The 22,001-nt window shown below is 69.0% G+C and carries 22 protein-coding genes; 10 read left to right on the top strand and 12 right to left on the bottom strand.

Annotated elements, in window-relative coordinates; genetic code table 11:
• Positions 1-131 precede the first annotated feature (131 nt).
• On the top strand, positions 132-647 hold the full coding sequence (locus tag J2850_RS19215; protein ID WP_246513230.1) for a DUF2249 domain-containing protein: 516 nt from the start codon (positions 132-134) through the stop codon (positions 645-647).
• A 226-nt stretch (positions 648-873) separates the two neighbouring features.
• Here the strand turns inward: J2850_RS19215 and J2850_RS19210 are convergent, their stop codons facing one another.
• The gene (locus J2850_RS19210; protein WP_209984817.1) at positions 874-1,422 is read right to left on the bottom strand and encodes a hypothetical protein; all 549 of its coding nucleotides are present in this window, start codon (positions 1,420-1,422) and stop codon (positions 874-876) included.
• 106 nt (positions 1,423-1,528) lie between these two features.
• Here J2850_RS19210 and J2850_RS19205 point away from each other — a divergent pair, with 106 nt between their 5' ends.
• Entirely contained in the window at positions 1,529-1,714 is a 186-nt protein-coding gene (locus tag J2850_RS19205) for a hypothetical protein (RefSeq protein ID WP_209984815.1), read from the top strand.
• An 18-nt stretch (positions 1,715-1,732) separates the two neighbouring features.
• Here the strand turns inward: J2850_RS19205 and J2850_RS19200 are convergent, their stop codons facing one another.
• Complete coding sequence (locus J2850_RS19200) at positions 1,733-2,317, bottom strand: glycoside hydrolase family 108 protein (RefSeq protein WP_209984813.1); 585 nt, start codon at positions 2,315-2,317, stop codon at positions 1,733-1,735.
• 565 nt (positions 2,318-2,882) lie between these two features.
• Between J2850_RS19200 and J2850_RS19195 the strand changes: the two genes are divergently transcribed.
• From J2850_RS19195 to J2850_RS19175, 5 genes are all read left to right on the top strand, one after another.
• A complete protein-coding gene (locus J2850_RS19195; protein WP_209984810.1) occupies positions 2,883-3,329 on the top strand; it encodes a hemerythrin domain-containing protein in 447 nt (148 codons plus the stop codon).
• A 99-nt stretch (positions 3,330-3,428) separates the two neighbouring features.
• Positions 3,429-4,109: a ubiquinone anaerobic biosynthesis accessory factor UbiT gene (ubiT, locus tag J2850_RS19190; RefSeq protein WP_209984806.1), complete on the top strand. Its 681-nt coding sequence runs from the start codon at positions 3,429-3,431 to the stop codon at positions 4,107-4,109.
• 3 nt (positions 4,110-4,112) lie between these two features.
• Positions 4,113-5,099 (top strand): ubiquinone anaerobic biosynthesis protein UbiU, encoded by a 987-nt coding sequence (gene ubiU / locus J2850_RS19185; protein WP_209984803.1) that lies wholly within the window; start codon positions 4,113-4,115, stop codon positions 5,097-5,099.
• A gap of 13 nt (positions 5,100-5,112) precedes the next feature.
• Complete coding sequence (gene ubiV, locus J2850_RS19180; RefSeq protein ID WP_209984801.1) at positions 5,113-6,042, top strand: ubiquinone anaerobic biosynthesis protein UbiV; 930 nt, start codon at positions 5,113-5,115, stop codon at positions 6,040-6,042.
• A 76-nt stretch (positions 6,043-6,118) separates the two neighbouring features.
• Positions 6,119-6,520, top strand: coding sequence for a c-type cytochrome (locus J2850_RS19175; RefSeq protein WP_246513227.1), 402 nt, complete (start codon positions 6,119-6,121; stop codon positions 6,518-6,520).
• Positions 6,521-6,650: 130 nt separating this feature from the next.
• Here J2850_RS19175 and tatA read toward each other — a convergent pair whose 3' ends face one another.
• The 8 genes from tatA to J2850_RS19135 form a co-directional block, all read right to left on the bottom strand.
• Positions 6,651-6,818, bottom strand: a complete 168-nt coding sequence (gene tatA / locus J2850_RS19170) for a twin-arginine translocase TatA/TatE family subunit (protein WP_209984798.1) — start codon at positions 6,816-6,818, stop codon at positions 6,651-6,653.
• A 39-nt stretch (positions 6,819-6,857) separates the two neighbouring features.
• The gene (locus J2850_RS19165) at positions 6,858-7,850 is read right to left on the bottom strand and encodes an FAD:protein FMN transferase (protein ID WP_209984796.1); all 993 of its coding nucleotides are present in this window, start codon (positions 7,848-7,850) and stop codon (positions 6,858-6,860) included.
• The gene (locus tag J2850_RS19160; RefSeq protein WP_209984794.1) at positions 7,847-8,395 is read right to left on the bottom strand and encodes a nitrous oxide reductase accessory protein NosL; all 549 of its coding nucleotides are present in this window, start codon (positions 8,393-8,395) and stop codon (positions 7,847-7,849) included. The genes J2850_RS19165 and J2850_RS19160 overlap by 4 nt, the downstream gene beginning before the upstream one ends.
• Positions 8,395-9,219 carry an ABC transporter permease gene (locus J2850_RS19155; protein ID WP_209984792.1) on the bottom strand — a complete coding sequence of 275 codons (825 nt, stop codon included), beginning with the start codon at positions 9,217-9,219 and terminating at the stop codon, positions 8,395-8,397. The genes J2850_RS19160 and J2850_RS19155 overlap by 1 nt, the downstream gene beginning before the upstream one ends.
• The gene (locus tag J2850_RS19150; protein WP_209984790.1) at positions 9,216-10,142 is read right to left on the bottom strand and encodes an ABC transporter ATP-binding protein; all 927 of its coding nucleotides are present in this window, start codon (positions 10,140-10,142) and stop codon (positions 9,216-9,218) included. Before J2850_RS19150 ends, J2850_RS19155 begins: the two co-directional genes overlap by 4 nt.
• Positions 10,139-11,512 (bottom strand): nitrous oxide reductase family maturation protein NosD, encoded by a 1,374-nt coding sequence (locus J2850_RS19145; RefSeq protein ID WP_209984788.1) that lies wholly within the window; start codon positions 11,510-11,512, stop codon positions 10,139-10,141. Before J2850_RS19145 ends, J2850_RS19150 begins: the two co-directional genes overlap by 4 nt.
• 188 nt (positions 11,513-11,700) lie before the next feature.
• Entirely contained in the window at positions 11,701-13,647 is a 1,947-nt protein-coding gene (nosZ, locus tag J2850_RS19140) for a TAT-dependent nitrous-oxide reductase (protein WP_209984787.1), read from the bottom strand.
• Positions 13,648-13,766: 119 nt separating this feature from the next.
• The gene (locus J2850_RS19135) at positions 13,767-16,034 is read right to left on the bottom strand and encodes a NosR/NirI family protein (RefSeq protein ID WP_246513225.1); all 2,268 of its coding nucleotides are present in this window, start codon (positions 16,032-16,034) and stop codon (positions 13,767-13,769) included.
• Positions 16,035-16,260: 226 nt separating this feature from the next.
• On the opposite strand from J2850_RS19135, the gene J2850_RS19130 reads away from it, so the two are divergent.
• Positions 16,261-17,202 (top strand): ferritin-like domain-containing protein, encoded by a 942-nt coding sequence (locus J2850_RS19130; RefSeq protein ID WP_209984783.1) that lies wholly within the window; start codon positions 16,261-16,263, stop codon positions 17,200-17,202.
• A gap of 60 nt (positions 17,203-17,262) precedes the next feature.
• On the opposite strand, the gene J2850_RS19125 is transcribed toward J2850_RS19130, so the two are convergent.
• Positions 17,263-18,021, bottom strand: a complete 759-nt coding sequence (locus J2850_RS19125) for a phosphocholine cytidylyltransferase family protein (RefSeq protein WP_209984780.1) — start codon at positions 18,019-18,021, stop codon at positions 17,263-17,265.
• Positions 18,022-18,100: 79 nt separating this feature from the next.
• Positions 18,101-19,714: an FAD-dependent oxidoreductase gene (locus J2850_RS19120; protein WP_209984777.1), complete on the bottom strand. Its 1,614-nt coding sequence runs from the start codon at positions 19,712-19,714 to the stop codon at positions 18,101-18,103.
• A gap of 185 nt (positions 19,715-19,899) precedes the next feature.
• Between J2850_RS19120 and J2850_RS19115 the strand changes: the two genes are divergently transcribed.
• Together J2850_RS19115 and J2850_RS19110 are read left to right on the top strand one after the other, a co-directional pair.
• Entirely contained in the window at positions 19,900-21,294 is a 1,395-nt protein-coding gene (locus tag J2850_RS19115; protein ID WP_209984774.1) for a lipopolysaccharide biosynthesis protein, read from the top strand.
• 137 nt (positions 21,295-21,431) lie between these two features.
• On the top strand, positions 21,432-21,971 hold the full coding sequence (locus J2850_RS19110) for a DUF2141 domain-containing protein (RefSeq protein ID WP_209984772.1): 540 nt from the start codon (positions 21,432-21,434) through the stop codon (positions 21,969-21,971).
• Positions 21,972-22,001: the final 30 nt, after the last annotated feature.

The following is a 22,001-nucleotide window of genomic DNA, read 5'->3' as shown; positions in this document are numbered from 1 at the left end:
TCCCGGGATCGGTGTCCCCCGTCCGGCAGCCGGCCGCAGTCGCCGTTTGTGCTGGAACAAAGAGGCGCCGACGCATCCGCGGTAAGGCTGGACCCGGCGATCCCGCCCCTGTTCCCCTATCCAGACGGACCATGATGCTGACGACGATCCAGGCCGACCGGACCGAGCCGGTCATCGACCTCCAGGCCATCCCGCCCTTCCAACGCCACCCGCTGGTCTTCCAGGCCGTGCAGGGCTTGGCGGCAGGCGAAGGATTCCTGCTGGTCAACGACCACGACCCACGCCCTCTGCACCACCAGCTTCTCGCCCATTTCGGCGCCGGCCTGACCTGGGACTATCGCGAGCAGGGCCCGAGGGTTTGGCAGGTGCGGATCGGCCGGGCCACCGAAGCGGACACACCCTTTACCCTGCGCGTCCGCATCGACCGTAATGGCGACGCGACGGTTGCCGACGATGGGGCGGTCCTGGGTCCGGACGGTACCGGCGCGTCCGTCTGCGACGTGACAGGCTGCCCGCCCGGCACCATGCGAACGGACGTGCTGTCCCTGCTGCAGGACGTCATTCCCCCGGTGGGTGTCGTCGGCATCCCCTTCGATCGCCTGCTGGCGCGGCGCAACGGATCCTGCTGCGGCGGGATGTGCGGCTGAGTGCCGGATGCCGAACCGATCGTTGCGACACCTTGAATTGCGGCAACGCCGCATGATCGCGTATCGGGGCTGACCTCATGGAGCGGCCCGCCGGCCGCTCCCCTTCGCACCGCCGCCACGTGCGGGTATGGAGCAAGGCTGGTGCGAACGGCGACCCATCGTCCGCAGCATCCTCTTGGCGGTCCAGGCCTTCCGACGGCGGTGGCCCGCTTCCCGCCGGCTCTCGTCACTTCCCCCGCAGCAGCTTGTCCTTGGCCGCACTGCCGGCGCTCGACCCGACCCAGTAGGACACCACCGCGGTGGCCATGGTGGTCAGCGCCCCCAGCATCAGCGAGGCGTTCGGGTCCGCCTGCCCGGCCGGGACCGACAGCACGCGGTACAGCACGACGCCGAAGGTGACCAGCACCACGAACGAAACCAGCGGCGCCCCCCAGGCGATCCGGCTGCCGGCCTTCGCGAGGTCCACCGTTTGCCCCCTGGCATTGGCGCGATCGCCGTTGTCGAGGGCCAGCAGGCTCAGCATCCGGTCGGCGACGGCCTTCCGGAACTCGGCCAGCGCGGCGGGATCGGCAGCGATGGAGGCGGCGAGCGGCGCTATGTCCTCCGGCTTGGCAACAGGGAAACCGGTGACGGTACCGGCGGCGGTGACCAGCGCTTGTGCAACGGCCGCGCCCGTCCGGGCATTTGCCGGATCATCCCCGGCGATCAGCCTTGCAACCTCCTCGCCCGCCAGTTCGGCGAGCGGGGCAGCGGCAGCGACGAGCAAAGGCAGCATGGAACCTCCTCTCTGGCAGGGCAAGGCACGTAACCGGAATGGCACGGGCGGTGATGAAGTCGGACGGACACTGTTGGAGTCTGATCACCCTCAGGGAGCAAGAGCCATGATCGACAAACCCACGGACGACCAACCGGTGCCGGGCGAGGTCAACCGGCAGGCGCCGCAGCAACCGGAAACGCCGCCTGGTCGGGACAATGGGCCTACGGAAGGCGGGGCACCGCATCCCAAGACCGAGAAGGCCGACGAGCGCGCAGGACAGACACGGGAACCGGGATACGACGAGGCGTGAACATCATCGAGGCATGGCTCAAACCTCCAGGAACTCGGCGAGCCTGTTGAGCCAGCCAGAGGCATTCAGCGCGTCATCCTCGGTCCGCCCACGCTTCCGGGCGTCTCCGGTGATGATCTGCCCGTAGAAGCGCATCCGCTGGGCGAAGACGGAGCGCCACAGCGCGGCCGCATCGCCGCGATTGACCGCAGCCAACGTCCTTGATCCGACGATGCCGTCGATCCTCAACAGAGGCCGCCCGGCAATGTCGTTGACCGCATCCTGCAGCCAGGTCGCGGCCCGGCGTGGACCGTGATTGACGCCCGAATCGATCACCAGAGCCCGCAGCTCCGGGTCGATGATGTTGGAGAAGCCAGGCTCCTCGATGTAGCGGGCGCGGTAGATCGCCCGCACCTCGGCCTCGTCCAGGGCCGCCACGTCGGCCGCCTTGACCGGCCGCCTGCGCCAGCCGGCCAGGGTATCCAGCGTGATGCCGCCCTTCGTCGGCCCGCCGCGGTCCAACGGACGATCGGTGTAGCGGGGCCAGCCCTCCCGGCGGAGTATGGCATCGATGATGCTTTCGGCGGACTGGCACGGGATCGCCGCACTGGTCTGAGTCACCATGGTTCAGGTCCCTTTCACCCATTTGCACGCACCGGGCGGCCCGATCGGGACGCCCGGCCGGCCGCATCCACTCCGATTTGCCGTGCACCCAACCCGACATCGCCGACCTTGATGCCGGAGCTTGGCCGCGATGCTTGATACAGATCGGCCATGGCGGGGGTTTGAAGCGACAGGACTGCAACGATCGCAAGCGATCGCCCTTTTCATAGGTCCTGCTCCATTCAACGGGTTTCACAGACGGATGCAGCCCGCCCCCTCGGCACCTCCAGTGCTAGCATCGGAAACTCACCGATTTAAGATTTTTTACCTAGAATTTAGGATTTAAAGCAAAGTCAAGGATTTTGTATCAAGCCGCTGGCTGGATGGCCGTGCTCCACCAACGGTCAGCCCAATGTTCGCGGCCAAGCCGGCACGCCTGCCGCCGAAATGCCCGTCCCACGCCGCCGGCAACCAAACCGGTCTTTCGTATAGAAACTTGCTCTGGCGCAAGGATCCGCTGATGCCCAGCGGGCAGTCTGGCTGCAACGCCGCCCACACGAGACGGCGCAGGTTGGAGACATCGCCAATGACCACCGCCCTCATCAACACCGCCATCTATCGCGAGCACCACGCAAACGTGAGCAAGCTCGTCGACCGCATAGAGGTCCTGCTCACGGCCCCCGCGACAGCATCGGATCCAGGCCCGCTCACCACCGCAGTCCGTGACCTGTTCGGCATCTTCGCGGTTCACCTGTCGTTGGAAGACAAGGCGCTCTACCCCCGCCTGATGACTCATCCCGATCCCGCCCTGCGCGGCACGGCAGCCCGCTTCCAGGCCGAGATGGGCAACCTGAGGGCGCGCTTCGACCAGTACCGCACGCGCTGGCCCGGCCCGCTGGCCGTCGCCAGGGATCCGGCCGCCTTCGTCAGCGAAACCAGGGAGGTCGTGACCGCCCTGAAGCAGCGGATCGCCCGCGAGGACCACGGGCTGTATGACATCATCGACCACTCCCCCCTCATGGGGGCTGCCTGAAGCGCGGCTATTTGCCACGGACTTGATCGTTATCAAGGACAAGGGCTATCGGCTTGAATTCATTGGGCTCGGATTGACCAAGAAGGAGGGGAACCGCCGATGCGCGATCCCGATGCCGTACTGGATGCCGATGCGGAGTCCATTGCCGATGGCCGCGCCCGCCTGATCGAAGCCGAATTGAGCCGCGCAGGTCTTGGGCTCGTCCTGCGAATGGGAGACCGGGGAAGCGGGCTTCTCCTGGACCGGCTCGTCCGGCTCCTGGCAATCCGCCATCCCCGTGCGTTCGTAGCCATGCGGGAAATGCCGGACGCCAGGGTCCTGATCGAGCCGACCGATGCGCGCGTCGCCCTCCTCCTGCGGGTCGGGCCCGAGTTGTCCTTGCGCCTGCGGCCCTGTCAGGCGCGGAAGGACGGCGCGGCTGCAACGGACGGGATGGCGGATGCCGTCATCAGCGGTCCCTATGCCCGGCTGCTCGATCTTCTGGAGGGGCGCATCGACGGCGACGCGCTGTTCTTCCGCCGCGAACTGTCCATCGCCGGTGACACCGCGCTGATCGTCGCCCTGCGCAACACGCTGGACGGGGAGGAGATGGATTTGCTGGCCGATGCGCTGTCCTTCGCCGGACCGCTGGCAAGCCTGCTGCCGGTGTTGCGCCGCAATGCTGGCCCCCTGCTCGACCGTCTGGCCGATGCGCGCCGGCTTCTGCCGCCGCCCTTGAAGTGGGGAATCGCCCGGATCGAGGCACGGCTGCCCGGCTTCGGCCCCGGACGGGAGGCATAAGGGATGGACAGGTTCGAACTGATCTGCCCGGCCGGCACCCCGGCCGCCCTGCGCGCCGCCGTGGAGGCCGGCGCCGATGCCGTCTATCTTGGTTTCCGCGACGAGACCAACGCCCGCAACTTCCCCGGCCTGAATTTCACCCGCCAGGATCTGGCCGAGTCCATCGCCTTCGCCCATGCCCGCAGGGTCCAGGTGTTCGTCGCCATCAACACCTATCCGGAGGCCGGCAACCTCGCCCCCTGGCACCGCGCGGTCGACGATGCGGCACGGCTGAAGGCCGACGCCGTCATCCTGGCCGATCTGGGGCTGCTGGACTATGCCGCGCGCACCCACCCGGAACTGAGGCTGCACCTGTCGGTCCAGGCATCGGCCGCCAACGCCGAGGCGATCAGGCTCTACCGCGATGCCTTCGGCGTCCGGCGGATCGTCCTGCCGCGCGTGCTGACGGTGCCGGAGATCGCCAAGCTCAATGCCGAGGTCGACGTGGAGACCGAGGTGTTCGTGTTCGGCGGCCTCTGCCCGATGGCGGAAGGGCGCTGCTCGCTGTCGTCCTATGCGACCGGCCTCTCGCCCAACAAGCAGGGCGTCTGCTCGCCGGCCAGCCATGTCCGCTACGAACCGCGCGGCAAGGCGCTGGCCTCCACCCTCGGCGGCTTCACCATCAACGTCTTCGGCGAAGGCGAGAACGCCGGCTATCCGACCCTGTGCAAGGGTCGCTTCGTCGCCCGCGACACCGCCGCATACCTGTTCGAGGAGCCGACCAGCCTCAACGCCATGGACCTGCTGCCGGAGCTGAAGTCGGCGGGCGTCCGCGCCCTGAAGATCGAGGGCCGGCAGCGCGGCAAGGCCTATATCGGCGCGGTGGTCCGCGCCTACCGCGAGGCGTTGGATGCCTTCGCCGCCGGGCGGCCGGTGCCGAGGATCGACCTGCAGGCGATGGTGGAGGGCGGGACCCAGACCACCGGCGCCTACACCCGCGCCTGGCGCTGAGGAGACGATGACGATGAAACCCTCCCTGACCCTGGGGCCGGTGCTGTTCAACTGGTCGGTCGACCGCTGGTGCGACTTCTACGCCCGCATCGCCGACGAGGCCCCGGTCGACACCGTGGTCGTCGGCGAGATCGTCTGCCACAAGCGGGCTCCCTTCTTCGCGGTGGCGATGCAGTCGGTCGTCGAGCGGCTGGCGGCGGCCGGCAAGACCGTCTGGCTCGCCAGCCCCATCCTGGTGGGCAGCGAGCGCGAGCGTGCGGCGATGCGCGAGCTGGTGTCCCCCGGCAACGCCCTGTCCGATGCCACGATGATCGAGGCGAACGACATGGGGGCGCTGGCGCTGCTGGCGGGTCGCCCCCATGCGGTCGGACCGACCATCAACGTATACAACGAGGCGACGCTGGGCTGGCTCGCCGGACGCGGCGCCGTGGCGGTGTCACTGCCGGCGGAACTGCCGGCGGCCTCGGTGGCGGCCCTGGCCAAGGCTGCGGCCGGAGTCGGCACGGCGGTGGAGGTGCAGGCGTGGGGCCGGGCGCCCCTCGCCATCTCCGCCCGCTGCTACCACGCGCGCGCCCACGGCCTGCATAAGGACGGCTGCCAGTTCGTCTGCGCCGGCGATCCGGACGGCATGCCGGTGGCGACGATGGACGGCCAGCCTTTCCTGACGGTCAACGGCACCCAGACCCTGTCCCACGGCTATCTCTGCCTCGCGGAGGAACTGGAGGAGCTGACCGCAATGGGAGTCGGGCGCTTCCGCCTGTCGCCGCAGGTGGTCGACATGGTCCGCGTCGCCGAGGCCTTCCGCGACCTGCTCGACGGCCGGCGGGAGGGTGGCGCGGTGGCAGCGGAACTGGCCGGCTTGACCGAAGCCCCCCTCGTCAACGGCTTTTTCCACGACAGCGCGGGCGCCCGTCGTATCGTTGGTGCGTCGCACCGCGTCTGAGCGGCGCGCCCGCCACCGGAGTCGGCCGGCTTCCGCCGGTCGGCTGTTTTCACGTCCAGAAGAAAAGGGACAAGGTATGAAGAGGAACACTGCCGGGTTGGCCGCCATCGGACCCGCTCTCGGCCTGATGCTTGGCCTGTCGGCGATGATGCCCGCCGTTGCCGCGGCACAGGATGCCGAGGCCGGGGCGAAGGTCTTCAACCAGTGCAAGGCTTGCCACACCATCGAGGCTGGCGGTCCCAACCGCGTCGGCCCCAACCTGCATGGCATCGTCGGCCGCAAGGTCGGCTCGCATGATGGCTTCTCCTACTCCGAGGCCCTGAAGAACGCCGGGAAGACCTGGGACGAGGCTGGCCTCGACGCCTACCTGACCGACCCGAAGGCCGCCCTGCCGGGCAACAAGATGGCCTTCGCGGGCGTCAAGAACGAACAGGCCCGCAAGGATCTGATCGCCTTCCTGAAGAAGAACAGCGAGTAACGGAACGGGCCGGCGGGGACACCGATGTCCCCGCCGGCCTCGCCACGCCGGCCAGCGATGCCCTTCCGAGCACCCGGCGCGGTGCATTGTCGACCGGCTTACCGCCGTCCGGTGCCGACCCGTGCGTCCGTCAGGCGACGGGTGTGCCCCCGCCCCGGTCCTCCTCCTTCAGGCCGGCCTTGAAGCTCCTGACGCCCTTGGCGAGATCGCCCATCACGCTCGGCAGCTTGCCGGCGCCGAACAGCAGCAGGACGGCCAGCAGGACGATGGCCCAATGGAAAAGGCTGAAGCTACCCACGATATCCTCCTCAATTCCATAACCGTTGTGCGGAAACGTTCATGCCGCGAGCCGAAGGACGCTGCCGTCGGGGCGGGTCAGGCGGGCGGCGGTGCCGCGATGGCCGGCCAGGATGGACCCCACGCGCCCTTCCGGCACCACTGAGAGGATGGTGGACAGGGCATCGGCTGTGGTGGCGTCGGCAGACTGTACGGTCACCGCCAGCCAGTGCGCCGCGCAGGTGCCGCTGGCCGGGTCGAACAGGTGGGTGAAACGCCCCTCGGCATCGAAGCGGGTGCCGTAGCCACCGGACGTCGCCAACGCGCGGTCGCCAAGCTCCACCGTCTCCGCGGTCCGCTCGGGATCGGCGGGGTCGGCCAGCCCGACCGTCCAGGGCCGGCCGGCCGGATGATGGCCGATGGCGCGCAGTTCGCCCATGTCGACCAGCACCTGCCCCATTCCCTCGGCCATCAACAGCTCGGACACCCGGTCGGTGACATAGCCCTGGGCGATGCCGTTCAGCGTCACGGCCATCCCGCGCCGGGCGAAGGCGATGCGGTCTGCGTCCACGCGCAGGGCACGGAAATCGACCAGCCCCCGCGCCCCCCGCACCGCGGCGGCCGGCGGCCCCGCCGGATCGGCTCCGCTGCGGGAGAAGTGGCCGGCATAGAGTTCCCACAGCGGCTGCACGGTCGGGTCGAAGGCCCCCCCGCTTGCATGGCCGAACGCCACCGCCTGGGCCAGCAGGCGCACGAGGTCGGCAGGCGGGTTGTCCAGCATGCCGTCACGGTTGAGGCGGCGGAGCGCCGAGTCGGCACGGTAGAGGCTGAAGACCCGCTCCAGCCGTTCCACCTCCCGCAGGCTGAGGGTGATCAGACGGTCGGCCTCCACCGGGTCGGGGTGGGCGATGGTCAGGCTGGCATCGGCGCCGAGCGCCACGCCCCGCCAGGTGCGAAGCGGCACCCCGGCCGCCCGCGCTCGCTGCGGCAGCAGGGAAAGGCCAGAGGCGGCGGCCACGGACAGGAAGCGGCGGCGGGTGACGGGCATGGTCATTGGTGGTCTTCCTTCGCCATGGCGGGCTCTGCCGGGGGCGTGAGGATCCGGTCCTCATGCATGTCGGCGAACCGCAGCACCTCGCCACCATTGGCGGCGGCGAAGGCACGGGCGGCGCTCTCCTCGGCGAAGGGGAAGGGCTCGGCCTCTCCCATGCCACCGCGCAGGCGGCTGCCCAGCACGTACCATGCCCGGCGCGCCTCCACCCAGGCGGTCATGTCGAGCGCCTCCGGATCCTTGGACTTGCCGACGTCGGTGACGTAGATGGCCCGGATTTCCTTCGGCTCTTCCGGCAGCATGGTGAAGGCGAAGGTATCGCGCACCGACGACAGCCAGATCGGGCGCTCCTGTCCCTTCACCAGGATCTGCCCCTTCGGGCCGGCATGGTCGGCGAGGCTCATGCCGCAATAGTGGCCGACGGCGTCGGCGGTCAGCACCGCCGGCGGCGGCGGTACGACCTCGGCGCGCTCCTGCTTGCAGCCGGGCAGCGTCAGCAGCAGGGCGGCGCCCAGCAGGGCGGCCGGCAGGGTTGGGATGGTTCGCATCAGATCTGCTTCCTCGAAAAGAGGGCGGCGGCCAGCGCCAGCGGGGCGGCCACCCAGGCGGCCATCACCGCCAGCAGCATCGGGGCCGGCAACTGGACATGGGCGGCGAGGCCGGCGGTGCCGGCGAAACTGCTGACGCCCTTGAAACCGGTCAGGTTGAACAGGCGGTAGGCGTCGGCCGGATTGGCGAGCAGCAGCCAGTTCAGCGCCTCGACGCCGATGCCGCTTCCGGCGACCAGAAGACCCAGGAGAGCCATGTCGTACAGCAGCACGAAGCACAGCCAGACCGCCACCGCGATGCCCGCCGCCGTGCCGCGGTCGCGGACGAGGGTGGAGGCGAGATAGCCCAGCGCCGTGAAGGCGGCCCCCAGCATCACGCTGGAGCCGATCATCGCGGCGAAGGCGCGCCAACTCTCCGGGCCGATCGGCGTGTCGCCCATCGCCATCGTCAGCCCGGCGGCGCCGTAGCCGACCACCGTCGCCAGCGCGATCACCGCCGCATGGCCGAGGAACTTGCCGAGCAGCAACTGCCAGCGCGCCACCGGATAGGACAGCAACAGGGTCATGGTGCCGCGGTCGATCTCCCCCACCACCGCGTCGAAGGACAGCAGCAGGGCGATCAGCGGCAGCAGGAAGATGGTCAGGCTCGACAGGCTGACGATGGTGACCTCCACCGGTCCGACGCCGACCGTGCCGGTCGGCGCGGATCCCAGGAAGCTCAGCGTCAGGGCCAGCGCGCCCATCAGCAGCGTGGTCGCGACGACCCAGCGGTTCCGCGTCGCCTCGCGCAGTTCCTTGCCGGCGATGATCAGGAGCGTGTTCATTCGGCGGCCTCCCGGCGCAGGAAGTGGGCGTACATCTCGTCCAGGCTGGGCTGGACGATCTCGATGTCGTGGACGGCGGGTCCGTCGCAGGCGATGCGGCGCACCAACCCGACCTTGTCGTCGTTGGCGCAGGCCAGTTCCACCACCCCGCCGGCCAGCCGGGTCGGCGCCGCCCCCTCCCCCACCCTGCGGACCAGATCGTCGATGTCGGCGGCCGGCATGGTCAGGCGGATGCGCACCGGCAGGCGCGCGAGGCTGCGCAGGGTGGCGAGCGAGCCGTCGGCGACCTTGCGTCCGCGGTTCATCACCACGACCCGGTCGGCCTGCCCCTCCAGCTCGGTCAGGGCATGGCTGCACAGCAGGACGGTCGTGCCCTGGTCGCGCAGCTCGGCGACGATGGCATAGAAGCTCTGGCGCAGTGCCGGGTCGAGGCCGGTCGTCGGCTCGTCGAGGAACAGCAGCCTGGGGCCGCCGAGCAGCGCCTGTGCCAGCGCCAGACGCTGCCGCATGCCCTTGGAGTAGGTGCCGACCCGACGCCTGATCGCGGCGGGTTCCAGCCCGACCCGCTCGAACAGCGCGTCGTTGCCGCCGCGCGGCGCCCCCTTGAGCCGGGCGTAGAAGTCCAGCGTCTCGCGGCCGGTCATGTTGGGATGGAAGGCGACGTTTTCCGGCAGGAACCCGATCCGGCGGCGGATGGGGGAGCAGGCGGCGCTGGCCGGGTCGCCGCCCAGCACGCGGATGCGGCCCTCCGACGGGGTGGTCAGGCCGAGCATCAGCTTGATCAGCGAGCTCTTGCCGGCACCGTTGTGGCCGACCATCGCCACGCATTCGCCGGGCGCCAGCGTCAGGTCCACGCCGCGCACCGCCTCGGTCTCGCCATAGCGCTTGGTGACGCCCTGCACCTCCGCGGTGAAGTCGGTCATGGCTGTTTCCTTTCGGCAATCGGGCTTTGGGCTGTCTGGACCGGGGCGGGCATCGGGGGAGGCGTCATCAGTGGAGCGCTGTCGATCACGCCGCCGGGGTGCAGGGCCGGGAACTGCTTCTGCGCCCAGCGGATCACCTGGACGCCGGGGCTGTTCATCAGCAGCTTCGCTGCCGGGTACTCCCACATCACCCGGTCCACCACGTCGTTGGGGCGGTAGGGCTCGTCGGAGATGCCGTCGCCGTTCAGGTCGAAGGCGGCATTGTCGGACCAGTAGTTGCCGCGCCCGTTCTCCGACCAGTCGAGATAGCGGGTGCCGACATACTTCACCTGGGTGCGGTTGCCGATGAAGGCGTTGCCGGTCAGGCTGTTGCGCTCCGATCCGGCGGTGAAGTGGACGCCGATCTCGCAGCCTTCGAACCGGTTGGCGGTGAAGCGGTTCTTGTTGGCGTTGTAGATGAAGACGCATTTCCAGGTGCCGCTGCGCAGCCGGTCGCTCATCGCCTCGCTGTCGCGCGGGATGTCGCTGTCGGGCAGCGCCTCGCCATCGTCGGACAGGGCACCGGCGAAGCGGCCCTCGATCAGGTTGCCGTCGATGCGCGAACCGTTGGCGTTGTTCAGCATCAGGCCGTGTTCGCGATCCGCCCTGGACCGGTTGTTGCGGATCAGCAGGTTGTTGGAGAACATCACCGCATAGCCGACATTGTTGGCGATGGAGACGTTGTCGGTCAGCTCGGAATCGTTGGTGTACATGTAGTGGACGGCGAACCGGACATGCTCGAACCGGTTGCCGGAGAAGACGTTCTTGCGGGACGAGGTGGTGAACAGCCCATCGCGTCCCTCCCGCACATTGTTGTCGAGCACGCGGGTGCCCGGCGCGTTCCACAGTTGGATGCCGTTGCCGCGTTCCGACACGCGCAGGTCGGTGCGGCCGACGATGTCGTTGCGGCGGACCAGGCTGTCGGCGGCACCCCAGATGTAGACGCCGATCAGGTTGTCGCGCAGGCGGTTGTCCTCGACCACGGCGCCGCGCGCCTCCTTGCCGAGGAAGACGCCGGCATTCTGGTCGATCAGGCTGAGGCCGGAATTGCGGATCTCCAGGTGCCGCAGGGTGACGTTCGGCGCAAGGACGGTCAGCGTGCTGCCGCTGCCCTGCCCATCGATGACGGCGCCCGGCTCGCCGGTCAGGGTGACCGGGGTGCGGATGGTCAGCGGGCCTGGATGCACGCCGGCGGCCAGCACCAGCGTGTCCCCCGGAGCCGCCGCCGCCAGCGCCGCTTCCAAGCCGCCGGGGGCGACCGTCGCCGTGGCGGCGAGCGCCGGAGCGGTTGCCAGGGCTGCGGCGAGGACTGTCGCGGTGCGGAGGAGCATGGTCTGTCTCCATCGGCGGGTGGATTGATCCCCTCTCCCGTCCCGGGAGAGAGAGGGACCCGCCGCAGGCGGGAGGGTGAGGGGTGATCCGAACATGGATCTTGATCCTTGGATCGACCCTCACCCTTCCCATGCTTCGTATGGGCCCCTTCCCTCTCCCGGGGCGGGAGAGGGAGAGCTTCAGGCGATCAGGTGGAGGACGGCTCGACGATCATGCGGCCGGCCATCTCCATGTGCAGGGCGTGGCAGAACCACTGGCAGTAGTACCAGTACACACCCGCACGGTCGGCGGTGAAGGTCACCGAGGATGTGGCCTGCGGGCCGACCTCCATGCAGACGCCGTAGTTGGTGATGCTGAAGCCGTGGGTCAGGTCGTCGATGTCGTCCATGTTGGTGACATAGACGGTGACCTCGTCGCCTTGGCGGACGGTGAACTCCTCCAGCCCGAAGGCCGGGGCGCGCTGCCACATGTAGACGCGGACCTTCTTGCCGTCGCGGATGACCTTGGCGTCGTCCTCCAGCACCACGCCGTCCTTCTTGGCCTGCTGGCGCGCCTCTTCCCACATCGGGTCGTTGCGGTCGTAGACCGAGCGCGGGTTCACCTTGGAGCGGTGGACGATCAGGGTATCGTGCGGCTCCGCGAAGGTGGGGCCGTCATGCACCAGCTTCATCTCGTCGCCGGAGATGTCGATCAACTGGTCGTTCTCCGGCTTCAGCGGGCCGACGTTGAGGAAGCGGTCCTTGGAGAACTTGTTCAGCGACACCAGCCACTTGCCGTCGGCCTCCTTGGTCTCGCCCATCGAGCTGTGGTTGTGGCCGGGCTGGTACTGGACGTCCAGCTTCTGGATGATGGGATCGACCTTCTCGCCCTTGAAGGCACGCCGCGCCTTGTCGATGTTCCACTTCACCAATTGGCTGTCGAGGAACAGCGTCGTGTAGGCGTTGCCGCGGCCGTCATAGGCGGTGTGAAGAGGCCCGAGGCCGAGCTGCGGTTCGGCGACGACGACGTCGCGCGGCTTGATCTTGTCGTCGAACAGGTCGTCCAGCAGGCGCACGTCGAACACGGTGACGGTCGGCGACAGCTTGCCGTTGACGGTGACGTGGATGCCGTCGGGGGCGGCGTTGATGCCGTGCGGGTTGGCCGGCACCGGGATGTAGCGGGTATAGGGGCTGCCATGGCGGCCGTCCACCACCGGCACGCCGTTCACCGACTGGATCTTGCCGGCCTTCACCGCCTCGTCGATGCGCTTCAGGTTGAAGACGACGACCCAGTCCTGCTCACCGCTGGTCATCTCCGCCGCGGTGACGCCCTCTTCGGAATCGTAGCAGGTGGAGAAGGCGTATTTGCCCTGGTAGTCGGCGTCGGTGTTGTCGAGGTTGCCGTCGACCCACACCTGCCAGGCGATCTTCATCGTGTCGCCGTCGATGGCGGTGAAGTGCGACTTGTAGTTCTTGGTGGCGGTCAGGTCGCGGCCGTCGTTCGGGGTCGGCACGCGCTGTTCGCCGTTGGCGAAGACATAGCCGGTGCGCGGGTAGCGCTGCGGGCGCAGGCCGTGGATGGCGGCGGCGTTGGGGATCTCGATGATGGTGTCGGTTTTCATGATGTCGCAGCGGATGCGCGCGACACGGGTGTTGGCCTTGTCGTTGATGAAGATGTAACGGCCGTCATAGGTGCCGTCGGTGAAGGACATGTGCGGGTGGTGCGCATCGCCGTTCAGATAGATGCCGCCGCGCGTCTCCAGGAACTTCTTCGTTTCCGGCAGCATATGCTCGGTCAGGATCTTCCGGCTCTCGTTGGTCATGCCCCAGCCGGTGGCGGAGCAGCGGTTGAAGACCGGAATCCGCATCAGCTCGCGCATCGACGGCAGGCCGAGGATACGGACTTCACCGGAATGCCCGCCGGAATGGAAGGCGTAATATTCGTCGAGGTCGCCGGGCTTCACCTCGGCGTTGAGGTGGCCGGGCTGAGGGGTGGCCGCCTGGGCGGCGGCCGCGCCGAACAGTGCGCTTCCGGCGACCCCGCTTGCGGTCCCGCCGCCGACGGCACCGGCGAGGCCGGCGAACGCCGCCACCTTGGCCGTTCCGCCCAGAAGCGCGCGGCGGTTCACGCCCGCCGGAATCATCTCGTTCGACATGCTTTGCTCCTTCGATAAACCCCTCTTGGGGGGCTTGGCGGGACCGCCGAGACGGCGGCCCCGATGAAAGTCTTGCCGGTTGGCCCGCCACCGGCAGGCAGGGGGCCGGTGGGTGGCGGTCAGTGCCCGCGCGGACGCAGGCTGAGGGTGCCGGTCACCGGGTCGGTGCTGACGGTGCCGACACGGCGCCGGCCTGGGCCGGCCGGCGGCTCCGGCACCTCCGGCGTCTGGCTGCCGGCTTCCCGGCGTTCCCGCTTCAGCCGCTTCTGGATCATGACCGGGCATTTGCGGTCGTGGTGGTAGAGCACCTGGCAGTGCAGGCACTGGATGCATTCGTTCGGGTTGATCGAACCGTCCGGATGAATCGCCTGGACCGGGCATTCATTGGCGCAACGCCGGCAGGGGCTGCCGCACTCGCTGTAGCGCTTGAGCCAGTCGAACATCCGCAGCCGGCCGGGGATGGCGAGCGCCGCGCCGAGCGGGCAGAGATAGCGGCAGAAGAAGCGCTCGATGAACAGTCCGGCGAGCAGCAGCGCCGCCGCGAAGATCACGAACCACCAGTCGCGGACGAAGTGGAGGATGATCGCGGTCTTGAAGGGCTCGATCTCGGCGGCCTTCTCCGCCGACGCCAGCGAATAGAGCGACAGGCCGAACAGCAGGAGGAAGATCATGTACTTGATCGGCCACAGCCGCTGGTGGAGGCCGAAGGGCACCGTCACCTGGCGGATGCCGAGACGCTTGGCCGCCTTCGACGCCAGCTCCTGCAGGGAACCGAACGGGCACAGCCAGCCGCAGAAGGCGCCCCGTCCCCAGAACAGCAGCGAGGCCGCCACCGAGAACCACAGGATGAACACCAGCGGATCCATCAGGAAATAGTCCCAGCGGAAATCGCTGCGCAACGCGTTGGCGAAGGTCAGGACGTTCACCACGGAGAGCTGCGCCGTGGCGTACCAGCCGAGCCAGACCAGCGTGAAGACCAGGAAACCCAGCCGCACCCGCTCATACAGCGCCGGCCGCTTCACCAACTGGTCCTGGAAGAAGAAGATGCCGGTCAGCAGCAGGATCGCGACAGTCAGGACCGCGATGTCGGCGACCCGGCTCTGCCAGATGCGCTGCCACAGCGGGGTCTCCGCGGCATCGGCGGACTCGGCGTCGACGCCGTTCTGAGTTGCGACCTCCGGCGCCGCGGCAGCCGGACCGGCGGGTGCCTGCGTCGCGACCGGTGCGGCCGCACGCTCGACCTTCAGGTATTTGTCCGGCAACTGGTAGCCGAGATCAAAGGTCACGAAGACCTTGTCCAGCGCCGCCACCGGGCGCTGCACGAGAAGCTGCAGCCGCCACGGCTCCGTCGGATCGAACTCCGCCGTTTCCGGCAGGACGAACAGGCCGATCTCGGGGAAAGCCGGCGCACCGGCGGCGGCGACGGTTCCCAGCCGCTTGTGCATGCGGTCGCGGAAGCGGATGGAGCCTTCGTGCTGCACCAGTTCGATGCGGTCGAAGATGCCGCCGCGGACATAGCCCGAACCCTTGAAGGAGTAGCGCCCCTGGCCGGCGACCAGGATCGCCTGCTGGCCCGGCTTCAGGCGGCCGGTCAGGCTCTCGTATTCCGCATCGCCCAGCAGCGAGCGTCCGATGGCCGGAACCGTCACCAGGGCCGCGTAGAGATCGATGAACCCGTCGTCCGGCTCTCCGGCTTCCGCCCTGGCCACCGCCTCGGCACGGCCGGTGCGCTCGAAGGCGGCGTTGACCTCGCCCACCGTCAGCGTCAGCCGGCGGACGGAGCCGTCGCCGATCAGCGCCGCCCAGTCCTCCACCGCGGTCTGCGACAGGTCCAGGCTCTTCCTGACCGCCGTCGCCGCGTCCGCGGGCGTGCCATGGCCGAGCGCCTGCATCACCTTCTTGCCGGACCGGATGATCGAATCGCCGATGACCATCACCGTCACCGTGGCGCCCGAAACGATGTCGACGGGCGGGCTGGCGGCGCTCTGCGACGCCAGCTCCAGCACGTTCTTGCCGACATAGCCGTTGATGAAAGCGTTGATGCGCGCCGGCGGAATGCCGATCAGCACGATCGGCTCGTGATGGTCCATCAGGCGCGCGCCGGTCACCGTGCCGTCGGGCGACAGGCCGACCACCACGTCGATCGGCCGGCCGGAATAGCCGGTGGTGTTGACGAAGTCCGAGGTCAGGTAGGCGTGGCCCGCCAGCGTCTCGCCCTTGAAGACCGGGACCAGCGGCCGCGCCCCCCCGGCGGGCTGGCCGAAGCGGTCGGCGCCGGGCACCAGATCCGCCGGCTGGAGCGCGGACAGGTACCGGGCCAGTTTCGTCCCATCGGCCGCAGCCGCCGTTACGCCTGCTCCCGTCGCCAGAAGGAGGAGCCCGAGCAAGACTGCCCGCGCCACTCTTCGAACCGTCTCGACCATCACCACCGCTCTTCCCCGGACATGTCCCTGGTGTCGTTGGGGGATCTAAGCGCGCCGCGGTCCCGGACGTCTTGACCGCGGTCAAGCCGGGATGACCGGCTTCCGGAATATGCTGCGGGACATGACGACTGCCGCCCGGCCGGCTTGCGGCGGATATCGCGGGCGGGCGATGCGGACAGGAGGAGTGGGAATGCCGTTTCTGACGCAGGAGCCGCCGGGCCCGGTCGCCTCGCTGGCCGACCTCATGGGCATCGCCCGGGCGATGGAAAGCGAGGCGGTACGCCGCTACGGCCAGTTGGCCGGCATGATGGACCGGCGGGGCGATGCCGCGCTGGCCGGCATCTTCCGCGCCCTGGTCCGCGAAGAGGAAGGGCATGCCGCCGCGGTCGAACACTGGGAGGATGCGCTCGGCCTGCCGCCTGCGGACACCGGGGCCTTCGTCTGGCACCTGCCGCCGGACATCGCCTCGTCCTGGGACGAACTGGCGGAACGCAGCAGCATCACACCCTATCAGGCGCTGTCCCTGGCGGTCCTGAACGAACAGCGCGCCTTCGCCTTCTACAGCTACATCGCCGCCCACGCCGAGGCGGACCCCGTCCGCAGCAATGCCGAAGCCCTGGCGCGGGAGGAGCTGTCCCATGCCGCCAGACTCCGGCGGGAGAGACGCGCCGCGTTCCATCGGGAACGCAGCGCGCATCCCGCCGACACCCGTTCGGCCCCGCGCCATCGCGTCGCATCCATGGCGGATTTCCAGCCGCTGAAGGCGGCCCTGCTGTCCGCGGCCGTCTCGGAACTCCAGGAGCTTGCCGCCGTGCTACACGGCCTGGGCGATCCCGACGGGGTCGCCTGGCTGGAGCGGACCGTGGCCGAGCTGCGGGCGGCCGACAGCGCGGCATTGCCCGGCTCAGCCGCAGCCGGTCCCCTGCCGGCCCGTCCTCTGCCGACCGACATCGCGCAGGCCGTGCGCGCCGCCGTTGCGGTGCCCGAGCGCTTGGCCGAGAGTTTCGGCGACATCGCCGAAAGGTCGACGGACGAATCGGTGCTTTCCGAAGCGCTGCGGCTGGAGGAGCTGGCGGTCGGCCAGATCGCGCTGCTCGCCCACACTCTGCAGGGCCGGAAGTCGGCCGGCTGAACCGCCTTGTGCGGACCGCAAGCGCTCAGGTGGAAAGATGCCCCGTGGCCGGGACCATCCTCAGTGGGGTGGGAACCGTCCGCTCTCCACCCACCCCTCGACCAGCCGTCGCGCCCGCTCGGCATCGGCCGGGAAATCGACCTCGCCCCATTGCAACCCTTCGATCGAGACCACCTCCACCCCGTCGCAGCGGCGGGCGAGCTGGTCGATCGCCGACAGGTACCAGCGGCGCGTCCCTTCCGGCTCGCGCAGCACAGCGTCGATCGATCCGGCGAAGCGCTGGCCGCCGTCGCCACGGAACAGAAGCATGCCGATCGACTCGCCGTCGACGCTGTCGACGGGCAGCGTCTTGCCGATGGCGCGCAGCCGGCGGCCGCCGTCCAGGCACACCTTCATGTCGTCGGCGTCGTATGCTTCCTTGCGGTCGATGGTGACCGTCACCGGCGCGGTGGCACGTTCCAGCAACCGGCCGAGCACGGCCGGCTCGAACAAGGTATCGCCGTTCAGGATCAGGAAGTCGCCGGTCATCTCCGGAAGCGCCACGTAGCAACTGCCGATGTTGTCCGCGACGCCGTAGAAGGGATTGTACAGCGTGCGGACCTTCAGTCCCGGCACGACGAATTCCTGGACCGCGGCCTCGACCGCCTGCGCGGCGAAGCCCACCACCACCACCACGTCCGTGAAGCCGTTGGCCGCCAGCGCCCGGAGCTGCCATTCCAGCAGCGAGCGTCCGTTCAGGGGCAGCAGGCATTTCGGACGGCTGTCGGTCAAGGGAAGGAGCCGCTTGCCCTGGCCCGCGCTGAGGATGATTGCCTTCAAACCTGTGATTCCCGAGTTGGAGGTGACGAAGCAGGTTTTCCAAGCCCGCCCATCTGCGGGCGGAATTCGGAACATTCGCTTATCGCGCCGCTGCCGGCGCAAGTTGGTCGAGATGATCGCCCATCCGCAGGGCGAGTGCGAGGATGGTGAAGGTCGGGTTGGCCCAGCCCGAGGTCGGGAAGACGGCGCTCCCGGCGACATAGAGGTTCTCCACCCCATGCACCTTGCCGTTCCGGTCGACGACACCCCGCGCCGGGTCGTCGGCCATGCGGACCGTGCCCATGTGGTGGTATCCGCCCAGCGGATGGGCGCTGATCAGCGGATCGCTGTACCAGAGCGTCGCCGGATCCTCCAGCCAGGGCGACGGAACCGCCGCGCCGAGGCCGAGGCGCTTCAACGCGGAATCCATCCGCGCGACCATCACCCGGACCGTATGCTTGTCGAGCTCGGTCAGCCGCCAATCGAGTTCCGCACGCGGCATGCCGAGCGCGTCGCGGTCCGCCGTCAGGGTCAGGCGGCTGTCGGGATTGGGAGCCTGCTCCGCCCGCATGATCATCGCGAGCTGCCGGGCGCCGGAGCGCACCAGCGCCCAGGGCCGCAGCGGATCGACCCGCTCATGCACCCACAGCGCCGTGTCCTTCACGCCGCGCCACAACCGCCGGTTCAGGGCCGACGGGTTCAGCCTGTGCTTCATGGCGTTGTAGCTCTTCATCGCCCAGAACTGGGCTTCCCGCTCGCCCTGGCGGGCACCGAGGGTGAAGGCCGAGTTGAGGGTCTGCGACCGCGTCTGCTCCTCCTCCTGGAGGCCGAGCAGGGCTGCATGGCGCGTGCCGCCGACGCGATGGCTCCGCCCGAAGGCGGCGAGCAGCGGCCAGGACGCCGTGGTTTCCAGACGGCCGCCGCGCGCATGCGGATGCTCCATGAAGAAGCGGCCGACGAGGTCGCGGCCATTGCCGATGCCGGCCGGCGCCACCTCGTTGGACGCCAGCATCAGGCGCGGCGTTTCCAGCCCGCCGAGCGCCAGCACGATGCGGCCGGCGCGGATCACCGCCTCCCGTCCCCCGACATCCCGCACCGTCACCGACAGGATGCGCCGCCCGTCGTCCGACAGCGCCAGCCCTGTGGCGGTGGCATGGACCAGAAGACGGGCCTTGGGATGGTCGGCGACGTCGCGGATGTTGGGAAGCGTGTAGCGGTTGCGGCGGTCGTCGAAGCTCCAGCAACCGACACGCAGCCCGTCGGTCTCCAGCCGCCGCAGGATCGGCAGGGTCCGCATCAGGGCATCGCGGCCCGCATCCGGCCTGGCGATGGACAATTCGCCGGCCGCCCGCACGTAGTAGGGTTCCATCTCGTCGCGGGTGATCGGCCAGCCGCTGTGGGGAACCCAGGACCGCTGCGCGAAATCGATGGATTCAAGCTCGGCGCAGCGCCCGCCCCAGATGGGGGTGGTGCCGCCGACCATCCGCAGGTTGACGTCGCCGAGGTCGTAGTATGGCTGGCCGCTGGTGCTGCCGGCGGCCAGCGCCTGCACGTCGGCCTCGAAGTCCACGCCTCCGCTTTCGACCAGCATCACCTCGTGCCCGCGGGCCAGCATCTGACGCGCCAGCGTCACCCCGGCGGCACCGGCGCCGACGATGCACAGGCCCGTCTCGAACGACGAGGTCCCGGCAAGCTCCCTGAGATCTAGCAACATCGCTGCCCTTCGAGCCCCGATGAGGGGCTGATTTCCGATGACATGGAACGCCGGACCGCCGATGCCAACCGCCTCGGCAACAATCAAGCGGCGTGTTCCGAAGAGACAGGCTACTTATCATCGCGTATGGAAGGCGGCAACGCATAGCGCTGTCGCAGCAGGTCGCAGAGCCAGAGGATTGTCGTTTGACGCAGCAAACAGGAACGCGCCACGTCGGAATGATGCGGCGGGCGCTCCGCAATGTCGGGTTGCTTCTGGGAAGCAAAGGCGCCACCGGCCTGATGCAGCTCGGCAGCTTCGCGCTGATCGCCCGCGGCCTCGGGCCGGTCGAATTCGGCCTCTTCGCCCTTCTGCAGACCCACGTCCAGTTCCTGTCGGGCGTCGCGACGGTCCAGTCCAACCAGGCGGTGATCCATTACGGGGTGAAGCATGTCGAGGCCGGCAACCTTGCCGGCTTCCAGGCGACCATCAAGGCCGGCACGGTGATGGACGTCGCCGGGGCGATCGTCGCGATGGTCTGCGCCGTTCTCCTGGCGCCGGCCGTGGCGCCCTTCCTGGAATGGAACGACCAGGTGGTCTTCTATGCGCAGTGCTTCACGCCGCTGGCACTGGCCAACGCCATCGCGACGCCGAAGGGCATGCTGCGCCAGTTCGACCGCTTCGACCTGCTGGCACGCCAGGTGCTGGTCACCCCGGCGGTGCGCCTCATCGGTTCGGCGGTGGCCTTCCTGCTGGATGCCCCGCTGCCGGCCTATCTCGCCGTCTGGATGGTCGCCGGCTTTGCCGGCGCGGTGATCGCCGTCGTCATGGCGTGGCGTGAGGCACGGCGGCGCGGGTTGCTCGCCGGCATGACGGCCGATCTGCGGGGACTGGGGCGCTGCAATCCCGGCATCTGGCGGTTCATGGCGATCTCGAACCTGCATTCGACCCTGGCGCTGGTGCCGAACTACGTCTCTGTCTTCCTGGTCGGCGGCATCGCCGGCCCGGCCGCCGCCGGGCTCTACAAGGTTGCCCGCGAGATCGGCACGGCCCTGGGCAAGCCGGTCGACCTGCTGAACCAGACGCTCTATCCGGATCTCTCCCGCCTCGCTTCCGCCCGCGAATGGCACGGGCTGAGGTCCATCGCCATCCGCGCCGGTTTGCTGGCCGGCGGGGTCGGCACCCTCCTGTTCCTGATCATCGAGGTCGCCGGGGGACCGATCGTCGCCACCCTGTTCGGCCCGGCCTTCCTGGCCGCCGTGCCGGTGCTCCAACTGCTCGTGCTGGCGACGGCGCTCACGGTCGCGGTCTTCCCGGTGGAGCCGCTGCTCTACGCCCTGGGCCGGCCCGACCTGCTGTTGAAGATGGCCTTCCTGTCGAACGGCGCTCTGTGTGCGCTGATGGCCTGGATGCTGCAGCGCCACGGGCTGATCGGCGCCGGCTGGGCCTCGGTGGCGACCGCCCTGGCAAGCGCGGTCCTCTATGTGCTGGGTGCGGCGGCGGCGTTGTCGGCCGGCGTCTCCACCGGCCAGCCCCCCACGGCGGGCCGGGCCTCGGCAAGGGCCGGCGAGTCGCCGCCCTCCGGGCGGCCGGCGCCCTGAAATTTCCCGCCATCGCCGACTTGCGAATGCCGCGCAGCCCGCGATCACACGCCGCAGGCGGCCATCACGCATAAGTCGCTGGCGTTTTGTATCCGTCAGTACATATCTTCGCCGGATCGTCATCTGCGCAGGCCGTCATGACCGCAAGCCGTCGTCTGACCATGTTTCTCGCCCTGGCCGGCGGGCTGTTGCCGTTCTGCGGCCTCGGGCCGTCGGTCACGGCGTCGGCGCAGCCGGCGGTGGCGAGCGGCGCCGACGCCGGCCCCGTCCTGACCGGGGAGGCGGCGCCCTGCGGCGACTCCCCGACACAGGTCCGCCTGCATGTCGAGGCGACGAACGTGCGGAACGACCATGGGATGATCACGATCACGGTCTACGGCGACAATCCGGCCGAGTTCCTCGCGCCGGGAAAGAAGCTGGCGCGCCTGCGCACCCCCGCCCATGCCGGAGCCACCGCGGCATGCCTGGGTGTGCCGGCCCGCCGCAGCTATGCGATCGCCCTGTACCATGACGAAAACAATGACCGGGATTTCAACCGCAACCTGCTGGGCTTCCCGGTGGAGGGGTACGGCATCTCCAACGACGCGCCGGCCATCGCCGGGATTCCGAGCTATGAGTCGGCGCGCTTCACCGCGACGGAGGGCGATAACCGCCTGTCCATCCGATTACGCTACTAGGGCCGCGCGGGTGATCGGCCAGTCAATTTC

It is taken from the genome of Azospirillum picis, from assembly GCF_017876115.1.
In the GTDB taxonomy this organism is placed as follows: domain Bacteria; phylum Pseudomonadota; class Alphaproteobacteria; order Azospirillales; family Azospirillaceae; genus Azospirillum; species Azospirillum picis.
The sequence above is the reverse complement of the archived record's forward strand: the minus strand, read 5'-3'. Positions and strand labels throughout refer to the sequence as shown.